Source organism: Microcoleus sp. T3_B1, from assembly GCF_036700445.1.
GTDB lineage: Bacteria > Cyanobacteriota > Cyanobacteriia > Cyanobacteriales > Microcoleaceae > Microcoleus.
Window position 1 is genome coordinate 1 of record NZ_JAUBOX010000174.1, and the last position, 3852, is coordinate 3852.

4 protein-coding genes are annotated in these 3852 nt (G+C 46.3%); all 4 read left to right on the plus strand.

Annotated elements, in window-relative coordinates; all coding sequences use genetic code 11:
• Positions 1-183 precede the first annotated feature (183 nt).
• Positions 184-909: a group II intron maturase-specific domain-containing protein gene (locus tag QT990_RS35425; protein ID WP_333466387.1), complete on the plus strand. Its 726-nt coding sequence runs from the start codon at positions 184-186 to the stop codon at positions 907-909.
• Between the two features lie 63 nt (positions 910-972).
• Positions 973-1521 (plus strand): phytochelatin synthase family protein, encoded by a 549-nt coding sequence (locus QT990_RS35430; protein ID WP_333466388.1) that lies wholly within the window; start codon positions 973-975, stop codon positions 1519-1521.
• A gap of 474 nt (positions 1522-1995) precedes the next feature.
• The gene (locus tag QT990_RS35435) at positions 1996-2760 is read left to right on the plus strand and encodes a tyrosine-type recombinase/integrase (RefSeq protein ID WP_333466389.1); all 765 of its coding nucleotides are present in this window, start codon (positions 1996-1998) and stop codon (positions 2758-2760) included.
• A 205-nt stretch (positions 2761-2965) separates the two neighbouring features.
• A complete protein-coding gene (locus QT990_RS35440; protein ID WP_333466390.1) occupies positions 2966-3790 on the plus strand; it encodes a GIY-YIG nuclease family protein in 825 nt (274 codons plus the stop codon).
• The last annotated feature ends 62 nt before the right edge of the window (positions 3791-3852 follow it).

Sequence of the window (3852 nt, forward strand, 5' to 3'; positions counted from 1 at the left end):
TAAGCCGGATGTGCCCAAAGGTACAAGTCCGGTTTTGAGGGGAGGGGGTTACAGCGATGTAATCCCTTTACCCGACTCACAGCCAGAGACAAAGGAAGTCTCGAAATCGCCCAAGATCAGATTAAGCAATGGTTATCAACAAGAGGACTTGAACTCAGCGCGGAGAAGACGTTAATAAAGTCAATGGAAGAAGGTTTTGACTTCCTTGGATTCAACCACCGCCATTATAATGGCAAATTGCTGATTAAGCCTTCAAAGAAGAAAGTCCTCGACTTTTGTAAAAGAATTGGACGAGAAATCTCAGCAATGAATGGGTGTGAACAAGAAGTAGTCATAAAAAGACTTAATCCAATTCTGCGTGGATTTTCCAATTACTATAAAGGTGTTGTTAGCAAACAAACTTTTGAATACATCAAAAGTAGAACCTGGCAATACCTTTGGAGTTGGTCGAAGCGTAAACATCCTAACAAAAACACAAAATGGGTTCGGAAACGCTATTTCAAAACCATAGATGGTAATAAATGGACGTTCGCTACTATAACTAGCGACCGCCGAGGGAAAGAAAAGGATTTAATCCTCTACCCGATAGCGTATACGCCGATTGAACGCCATGTAAAGGTCAAGGGGAATTCGTCACCGGATGACCCCTCTCTCAGAGAGTATTGGGAAAAACGCTATCAGAAATATGGTAAAAGTTATTGGGAGCGCAACTCGCGCAACTACAAAATAGCACAAAACCAAAATTGGAAATGTCCAATCTGTGGCGAATCTTTATTCAACGGAGAGGAGTTAGATACCCACCACATAGTTCCTGTAGCTCAAGGCGGAGATAATTCGGTCAAAAACCTTCAGCACTTGCACCGAGCGTGCCATATACAGGAACATTCAAAATCCAAGTCCATCGCTTGAAGTAAGGCTTGAGCCGTGTGAGTGCGAAAGTCTCATGCACGGTTCTTAGGGGAGGGGAGAGCGGTGACGCTTGAACCTTACCCGACTATCCCCCCTCGACTCAAACAACGTCCAGCATATTGTGGTGTGGCTAGCAGTGTGACGGTTCTGAATGCACTCGGCAGCAAAAAACAGGAATATCGCCCCCTAACCCAAGACACCTTTTTTGACGGTCAAACCCAGAATATCCGTTCTTCTTATGGCGTCACTTTTTCCGCGATGACTCTTGATGAATTAGCGGCCTTACTGAAAAGTCACAACGTCAAAGTTGAGGTCTACTATGCGTCAGAGACAACACTTAACCAATTTCGTACCCAAGCAAAAGCCAACCTTACCCGTTCTGGCGATTATATAATCGTGAACTACCAACGCTCTGTTTTGGGTCAGGGTAAAAGCGGGCATATTTCTCCCCTTGCTGCCTATCATGAGCAAAGCGATCGGTTTCTGATTGAAGACGTAGCCAGTTATAAATATCCGCCTGTATGGGCTTCTACGGAGAATCTTTGGAAAGCAATGAATACTACTGATTCAACTTCCAAAAAGACACGGGGCTATCTAGTTGTGCGCCAGTAAAATAGAGAATTATGGATTGCATAGCTGGGCTTCAACACTTACTCAAAAATGGCAAAAGTGCGAGTATGAGCAAAAGTAATTAAAGCATTATGCTCTCTTTGATTTAAACTTTATCAATTTTAAGTTGACTCAACGGCACTAAAGTTGTTGAAAACGCGAACTGCTGTTTTTTTGAGAGTTGGATTAAGTTTATTCACATCACCAGCAATGTATATCTCCAAGTGTTTAAAGTAATTTTTCGCTATCGAAGCAAACCAGCATCCCTCACCCTTGTAGTAATCAAGACGCTCGCAAGAGCTTTTTATGTTTTCCAGCATGACTTTATAACTCTCAACAGCAAATCTTACCCTAAGCCAAAGTTTAACTATTTAAACACGCTATAGCAGCTATCAACACCCGAGCTGCCATCACCCGAACCAAACTTGCCGACTTCTGAACCGCCGCATTAAGAAATTCCCGCCTACGGATGCAGTAATGCAGTATTTGCGGCAAACTCTGTGGTATCGGGTCGAGTATACACCAAGCATGAAGATAGAACGGCACGGACAAGCAAAAATCCTTACGCAGGAGGAAATCGAACTGCTGTTCAACGAAGGATTCCAGACCTCGCGCGATCGCACCCTCTTCGGAGTTTGTCTCTACACGGCTTGTCGGATTGCCGAAGCTTGTTCCCTGATGGTCAAGGATATCTACACAAACTCTGGCGCTGTCCGTTCTACAATCAACTTCCGCAAAGCCAACACCAAAGGAAAACTTCAAACCAGGACGATTCCGGTCATTGAAGACTTGCGAAGTCTCCTAATATCTTGGCGTTGCCACGCCGGCGAGACTTATTTATTCCCCGGCCGCCACCCTTCGCACCATTGGAAGCACCTGCACACCAACTCAGCGGATCAGATTTTGAGAGAAGCGTTCGAGCGGATCGGCATCGAGGGAGCATCTACCCACAGTTTTAGGAGAACGGCCCTGACTCAGATGAGCAACGCGGGCATTCCACTGCGGATTATTCAAGAAATCAGCGGTCACAGCAACCTCGAACAGTTGCAGCGCTACTTAGATGTGAAGCCAGATCAAGTCAAAGGAGCGATCGCCTCTCTTTCCATGCTGTCCTACAGGGGAAAACGTACATTTCCCCCTGTAGAGGATGAATTGTCTGCTGTGCCGTTACCAAGAGAGGAACTGTCACAACTGTCACAACCCGAAGCAGACGGATGGCCTGAAGAAATTCCTGATTGGTGAGGAGCAGTTTTAGATTTTAGATTTTAGATTTTAGATTTTGGATGCAAGGATGCAAGGATGCAAGGATTAAAGTCACGCATCCCAAATGGAATGCGAGCGAGCTTTCTTTCCCAAGGCAGAAGCCCTCACCCCTGAATTTGTTAAAATCGTCGGTCATGTGGAGCGGGTGCATCTACAAACCTGCTTTTAGGAGAATTGACAGGCGATGTGGCTTAAATTTGGTGTTGCTCTCAGCGGCGAACTGACGGGCATTGATGAAGTTGTGCGCGGAAAAACTAACCTCGCTTGCCTCTACTGCGGAGGCTCCCTCACAGCGAAAAAGGGGAACGTGAAAGAACACCACTTCGCGCACACTGAGGAAACTTGTAAACCAGTCTCGCAGCGGATTAAAACCAAAGCTTTCCCATCGCTGCCCCTCTACGACAGCTTCAACATACAACTTAAGGGTGATGAATTAGAACAGTTGAAGGTGCTGTGGAAAGAGTACGGCGCACAAAATTACGCCATTCCCCAAGACTTGGTAAACTTTCGGTGGCAGTTGAAAGGATTGTTGGAATCAGAGGGATCTCGCTCTTATCAATTCACAAACCTCGGCCTCATCCCAGTGGGTGCACTTCCCCTGGCGCTGTTCAACCGAGTCCAAGAACCGCTGCTGCTGTCGGAGCTGGCTTCGTTGGAAGGTTCTATAGAGATTGCTTTATCTGCGGGGTTATCTTGTTTGGAAGAACGGCGGGCTGATTTGCTGATTTATCGGGCACAGCTTCGTCGGATTCTGGTGAATTCGCTCTATTTTCTGGAGGTCAAAGCCAACGGCAACATCTTCTATAAAATTGGCGTTACGACTCGAACGATCGAGGAACGCATGGCCGAGGTGCAGCGGGATGTGAAAGCGCATTACTCGGATGTGGTTGTTAATTTGCTGGGATTGTGGGAACACCGGGGGAATGTGGAACTGTACTTCAAACACCGGTACAAAGCGTTTAACTTTCGCATCGGGAAACTGACGGAGTATTTTGGTGCGATTCGTTGAAACGTGAATCACGGTAATCAGTCCGTACATAGCGTTTCCAGCCACAAGGCTGAACTCTCGGT

Coding starts and splice junctions, on each gene's coding strand:
- QT990_RS35435 (WP_333466389.1), top strand. CDS start 1,996: ATGCAGTATTTGCGGCAAACTCTGTGGTATCGGGTCGAGTATACACCA.
- QT990_RS35425 (WP_333466387.1), top strand. CDS start 184: ATGGAAGAAGGTTTTGACTTCCTTGGATTCAACCACCGCCATTATAAT.
- QT990_RS35440 (WP_333466390.1), top strand. CDS start 2,966: ATGTGGCTTAAATTTGGTGTTGCTCTCAGCGGCGAACTGACGGGCATT.